Origin of the sequence: Bacillus sp. S4, assembly GCF_040838205.1 — a bacterium.
Taxonomy (GTDB): domain Bacteria; phylum Bacillota; class Bacilli; order Bacillales; family Bacillaceae_G; genus Bacillus_A; species Bacillus_A cereus_U.
On the sequence record NZ_JBFPJI010000223.1, the window covers coordinates 1 to 5,494 of the forward strand.

Genomic DNA, 5,494 nt, shown 5'->3' on the forward strand with positions numbered 1-5,494 from the left:
GTAAATATATATAGAATATTTGATGAGGAGCGAGAGGAATGGAAATACATAAGTTAACAGAGGAAGAAGCGAAAGAAATAAATACGTGGAAGTATGAAGAGCCGTATACGTTATATAGCTTTTCAGGAGATGCTGAAGTAATAGAAGAGTTGCTAGATGGGACGTATTACGGTTGTTGTGATGAGAAGGGAGAATTTATCGGCTATTTTTGTTTTGGAGAAAATGCACAAGTTCCGGGCGGAAGAGATGCCAATTTATATGCGGGAGAAGATGTAGTAGATATCGGACTTGGAATGAAGCCAGATTTAACAGGGAAAGGGATGGGGGAAATATTTTTTCAAGCGGGAATAGCATTTGCTACTGAGGAATTGAATTCGAAAATGTTTCGACTGAGTGTAGCGACATTTAATGAGAGAGCGATTAGGCTATATAAAAATATTGGATTTCAAGTAGGACCTTTTTTTTGGAGCCGTGGAAGAGAGTTTATGCTTATGGAATATGAAAGGCCGTCAGTATGAAACTGACGGCCTAGACACGTTACTCTGAATGCTCAGCACGGTGCGCTAAACGGCTTGAAGCAGCGGCAGCGATTCCGCCAACGATATCATCAAGGAAGGTGTGCACCTTTCCAGTTGATTTATCATTTAAGTATTCTAAAATACCTGGTTTTAACTTATCGATATATCCAAAGTTCGTGAAACCGATAGAACCGTACACGTTAACGATTGAAAGTGCGATGACTTCATCGATTCCATATAGTCCTTCATCGCGTTTTACGATATCTTGTAACGGCGCGCTTAACATTCCCTTTTCAGCAAGGACATCAAGTTCAATGCCTGTAATAAGTGCGTTTTGTACTTCTCGTTTTGATAGTACACGCTCAACGTTATAGCGACATTCTGACATCTCTAAATTTGCATGGTATTTCTTTTGAAGAAAATGAACAAGTTCAGCAATATCGTCAATTGTTACACCGCGTTCTTGTAATAGTTGTAATGCTCTTTCTTGTAGTTGATTTGAGTCTTTCATGTTTATCACCTTTTTTTCTTTTTAGTATTTGTATACGTTTCGTTGCTTTATCATGTGCATAGGAATGAAAGGCGAGCACAAGCTCATATATATAAAGAAAAACCATAGGTGGCGACTGCGATGATTCAGCATATTTATGAGCATTATCACATGCATGTTAAAGAATTAATCCCCCTTGGCCCCTATAAAAGCTTTTGGATTCGCAACAAAATTTATGTACTTGTTCCAATTGGAGAAATGGAGGAAGAAGTACTTGTAGAGATGAAAAAGCTCAGTGATTATATGAACCAGCAAGGGGATATAACTGTTGCGACTTTCGTTCCGACTATACACGGCTACCATGTAAGTGAGATAGAAGAAAAAAATTACTGCTTATTAAAAGGTATGCGTATGTTAGAGCGACATGCTACATCATTAGGAAGTGAGCTTTCTATCTTCCATAAACGTGGTGCATTCTTTCCAGAAGAAGTTGAGCAATTAAGCCGCATTGGCGAATGGAAAGCATTATGGGAAAAAAGGCTCGACCAATTAGAAAGGTTTTGGCAAACGCAAGTGATGAACCATCCTTCAGACGTATTCGATCAATTGTTTATTGAATCCTTCCCGTATTACTTAGGAGTTGCAGAAAATGCAATTCAATATGTTGTCGATACAGAAATGGACGATACACCACAAATAACTGACGCAGCAACAATTTGCCAAGAACGATTTACACCTCTATTATGGCATCAAACGAAGCGCTTAAAACTTCCTTTTGATTGGGTATATGATCACCCAAGTAGGGATATAGCAGAATGTATTCGCTATATGATGATAGAGAAAAAGAAAGATTGGGAGCAAACGGTAGTTCAATTCATTACAGACTATGAACGTAATTATTCGCTCTCTTCATTTGGTTGGCGCTTATTATTCGCAAGGCTTCTGTTCCCGCTTCACTACTTTGAAACGGTTGAACGATACTATCAAACAGGAAACGAAGAACAAAAAGGCATCTATAGAGCTCGTTTAGAAATCATTTTACATGATGTGAAGCGCACTGAGCAATTTATGAATCATTTTTACGAGTCATTTCGTTTACCAGTTGATAAGTTAGGCATTAGGAAATTAGATTGGCTATCTTAAAAGTATAAAAAAGAGGCCAATTGAGGTCTCTTTTTTATACCACAACAGATACCCGTGTCTATCTTTATATAATAAGAAGCTATGCTCCTACTTTTTGATCTGTACATATAGTTAAAATAATGTGGTGTCTTTCAATTTTTTCATTTACCTTTTTTAATAATTCTTGTTGTATTTCTTTAAATAAAAATTGATAGCTCGTATTCCATGTCGGTATAACGGGTGAAAGACTTAATAAATATTCTTTTTTCTGTTCTAATTCTTGAATTGTTACAAAAGTACTCCCTATTTTTGGCATACGTCGTCCCCCTATGTTTTTCGCTTTATATGTGTGAACGATTCACTATATATTAATTATCGCATTTTTTGAGAAGGATTTCCAATTTTGTTTTATGATGTTAATAGTGTAGGGGAGTATGTCTTGTTTGCGTACAAAAAAAGAGACCAAATTTGGTCTCTTTTCTTAGAAGTAGCTTTGAACGAGCCGCTTCTGCTTTTAGATAATGTCTAGCTCCAGCGGCTAGAACAGTCGGCCATTTCGCGCCTTCCTGTGAGGCAAAAAGCGCCTCTTCGTCAGGAGCTCCAATGACCTTCTGTTCTGAGCGAGCCGCTTCCGCTTTTAGATGTTATCTAGCTCCAGCGGCTAAAATGTTCGGTGGCTTCGCTTCTTCCGCCGAGGCAAAAAGCGCCTCTATGTCAGAAGCTCCATCCCCCTCACATTTTGAACGAGCCGCTTCCGCTTTTAGATTAAAATACTTGTTCTACTTCAATAACGCCTGGTACTTCTTCAAGTAGTGCGCGTTCGATACCAGCTTTTAGTGTGATTGTAGAACTTGGGCAGCTTCCGCATGCACCCATAAGGCGTAGTTTTACGATACCTTCTTCAATGTCTACTAATTCAACGTCTCCGCCATCGCGAAGTAAGAATGGACGTAATTTATCTAATACTTCTAATACTTGTTCTTGCATATGTGGGTTTTCCATTTTTATCGACTCCTTTCATCAGTTTTATTATAATCAAGATAGAGGGGAAAATCTATTTTTTCTGTTCTTGTTTTATTGTCGAAATATTTTATCATGTGTACAACGTGTTTTTTCAGTATAGGGGTATGGAATAAGTTTGTAAAATGATGTGCTTATGCAATAAGATATCTGAATATACTGTTAGAACGAGAAGTGGGGGAGAAGAAATGGTTAATGTTCAAGTGTATGGGACGAAAGTAATTTGTGCGAGCTGCGTTGGAATGCCATCTTCAACAGAAACGTTTGAGTGGTTACAAGCGGCGATTGGTCGTAAATATGAAGGACAAGAAAATAAATTTCAGTTTGATTATATTGATTTTCAAGAAGAACAAGAAGATGAGGATAAAAAAGCATTCGCAGAGCGAGTAGTGGAGGAAGATTTATTTTATCCAGTCGTTCTTGTGAATGGAGAAATTGTTGGAGAAGGAAATCCTCGTTTGAAGGATGTTTACGAAGAAATCGAGAAATATTTATAAAACAGGAAGCCTTTGCGAATTTGCGAAGGCTTTTTTTATTGGAGGGATCGACGTGGAGAATGGAATAAAACATGCTTTACCAGGAGAAGTGAAACAGTTAATGGAGCAGTACATAGTAGAATTAAAAGAAATTTTTTCGGATGAAAAAATAGTCGGGGTATATATTTACGGATCAATCGCGCTAGGAGCATTTCATATAGAAACGAGCGATGTTGATTTTGTTACGGTAATAAGTGATTCCGTGAATGAAGCTGAAAAACAGCAAATTATAGAACTGCATAAAAAAATTAGGAAAAGTACGTTAGGTAAAAGAATGGACGGTATGTATATTCCGCTTGATGACTTAGGGAAATACAATCATGAAATTAATGAGTACGTGTATTGTGCAGATGGTAAGGCTGATATTGGTCATTGGGATATTAACGCGGTAACATGGTGGACATTGAAAAACCAAGGCATTACAGTTATCGGGAAAGAAGCAGAAGACCTTCCCTTTCAAATAAAATGGGACGATGTAGTAAATACAATGAAATATAACGTAGAACATTACTGGCTTGAAAAAGCGAAGCGTCCTTATTTATTTTTCATAGAAGAATGGGTAGAATCAGCTGTCGTTACGATGGGACGTATTTTATATACGTTAGATCATAAAACAATCGTTTCAAAAGATAGAGGATTGCAATATATGTTGGAACTTTACTCTCATAAGTGGGAGCCTTTATTAAAAGAGGTAGAGCGAATGCGAAATAATCCAAAGGGAAAGCGCAAGCTCTCTATTTGGAGGAGGGCTGATATGACGAAGAGGTATTTGCTTAGTGTGATTGAGGAGTGTAGGCGAAAGTGGTAGGTGAATAGTAAAAGCATCCTTTGTATGAAGGGTGCTTTTACTATTTTTATATAATGAAAAAGTACTTTACAAGAAATGAGAAGTCGAAAGACAATATTAAAAAACATATATATACGGGGGAAGAGAATGAGTAAATATAACTTTCATATAAGTAAAGAACAACTATGGAAAGGATGTATTTTAAGATCGATTGCAGATGCAATTTTTGTAGCACATGCTCCTGATTTCTCACATGAAAGTTCGTGGGATGGTTTTAACTATAGTATGCAAGATAGTCAAGGCGGACAAGGGACAATTACGTTTCATCCGAATTACACGATCGTATGTCTTCAAGATGTGAATAGCGAGAGAATAGATGAGTGGATTGATGCGGCAAATTACTTTGAAGGGGCACCTTCGGAAGTAATAGACATTGCGAAAGAGGAAGCACTTCAATACGTATTAGAAGAAGTAGAAGGCGAAACAGTTCCTTCCATTACGACAGCATTTTGGATTGATGATAACGGTGCATATTCAATCGATTCATTTGAAGAGATGGAAGAGAACGGTGGATTCTTATTAGAAATCCCAATGCTTGATACGAAATCAGCAATTGAAAGGTTGGAAGAAGAGTATGAACTGACAGAGGAACAAATCGATCTTTTACAATTAGTGTATGAGAGAAAAATTCAAAATCCAACCGAGGAAATTACGTTGTCTAAAGAGGAGGTAGCGATGATTGGAACAAATGATAGCGAAGGGTTGGAAGTGAGTAAAGAGTCGTTTGAAGAAATGAATATTACTTGGGAGTCGTAGGGAGGATATAAAAGGGGACTAAATATGTAGAACTGTGATAAAAAACTAGTAGAAAACAAATTGTGTTTTCTACTAGTTTTTTCATATGAAGCCCACATTTGAACCTAATCGAAAATGATAGAAAAATAATACGAAATATGGGAAGTTTCATGTGAAACATTTTTTATTATAAAATATGTAAAATGTTTAACTTAGTGTATTAAAT

The 5,494-nt window shown here is 37.0% G+C and carries 8 protein-coding genes; 5 read left to right on the forward strand and 3 right to left on the reverse strand.

Going from position 1 to position 5,494, the window contains the following annotated elements:
* The first annotated feature begins 38 nt into the window (after positions 1-38).
* Positions 39-518, forward strand: coding sequence for a GNAT family N-acetyltransferase (locus AB3X48_RS16930; RefSeq protein WP_070170638.1), 480 nt, complete (start codon positions 39-41; stop codon positions 516-518).
* A gap of 19 nt (positions 519-537) precedes the next feature.
* On the opposite strand, the gene AB3X48_RS16935 is transcribed toward AB3X48_RS16930, so the two are convergent.
* Entirely contained in the window at positions 538-1,029 is a 492-nt protein-coding gene (locus tag AB3X48_RS16935; protein ID WP_002089340.1) for a phosphatidylglycerophosphatase A family protein, read from the reverse strand.
* 120 nt (positions 1,030-1,149) lie between these two features.
* Between AB3X48_RS16935 and yutH the strand changes: the two genes are divergently transcribed.
* Positions 1,150-2,151 carry a spore coat putative kinase YutH gene (yutH, locus tag AB3X48_RS16940; protein ID WP_070146968.1) on the forward strand — a complete coding sequence of 334 codons (1,002 nt, stop codon included), beginning with the start codon at positions 1,150-1,152 and terminating at the stop codon, positions 2,149-2,151.
* Between the two features lie 79 nt (positions 2,152-2,230).
* Here the strand turns inward: yutH and AB3X48_RS16945 are convergent, their stop codons facing one another.
* Together AB3X48_RS16945 and AB3X48_RS16950 are read right to left on the reverse strand one after the other, a co-directional pair.
* Positions 2,231-2,446 (reverse strand): hypothetical protein, encoded by a 216-nt coding sequence (locus tag AB3X48_RS16945; protein ID WP_002068096.1) that lies wholly within the window; start codon positions 2,444-2,446, stop codon positions 2,231-2,233.
* 449 nt (positions 2,447-2,895) lie between these two features.
* Entirely contained in the window at positions 2,896-3,132 is a 237-nt protein-coding gene (locus AB3X48_RS16950; RefSeq protein ID WP_000431159.1) for a NifU family protein, read from the reverse strand.
* 206 nt (positions 3,133-3,338) lie between these two features.
* Between AB3X48_RS16950 and AB3X48_RS16955 the strand changes: the two genes are divergently transcribed.
* The 3 genes from AB3X48_RS16955 (at position 3,339) to AB3X48_RS16965 (ending at position 5,289) form a co-directional block, all read left to right on the forward strand.
* On the forward strand, positions 3,339-3,647 hold the full coding sequence (locus AB3X48_RS16955; protein WP_002160015.1) for a YuzD family protein: 309 nt from the start codon (positions 3,339-3,341) through the stop codon (positions 3,645-3,647).
* A 52-nt stretch (positions 3,648-3,699) separates the two neighbouring features.
* Complete coding sequence (locus AB3X48_RS16960) at positions 3,700-4,494, forward strand: nucleotidyltransferase domain-containing protein (RefSeq protein ID WP_133059539.1); 795 nt, start codon at positions 3,700-3,702, stop codon at positions 4,492-4,494.
* 126 nt (positions 4,495-4,620) lie between these two features.
* Positions 4,621-5,289 carry a hypothetical protein gene (locus AB3X48_RS16965; RefSeq protein WP_016106517.1) on the forward strand — a complete coding sequence of 223 codons (669 nt, stop codon included), beginning with the start codon at positions 4,621-4,623 and terminating at the stop codon, positions 5,287-5,289.
* The last annotated feature ends 205 nt before the right edge of the window (positions 5,290-5,494 follow it).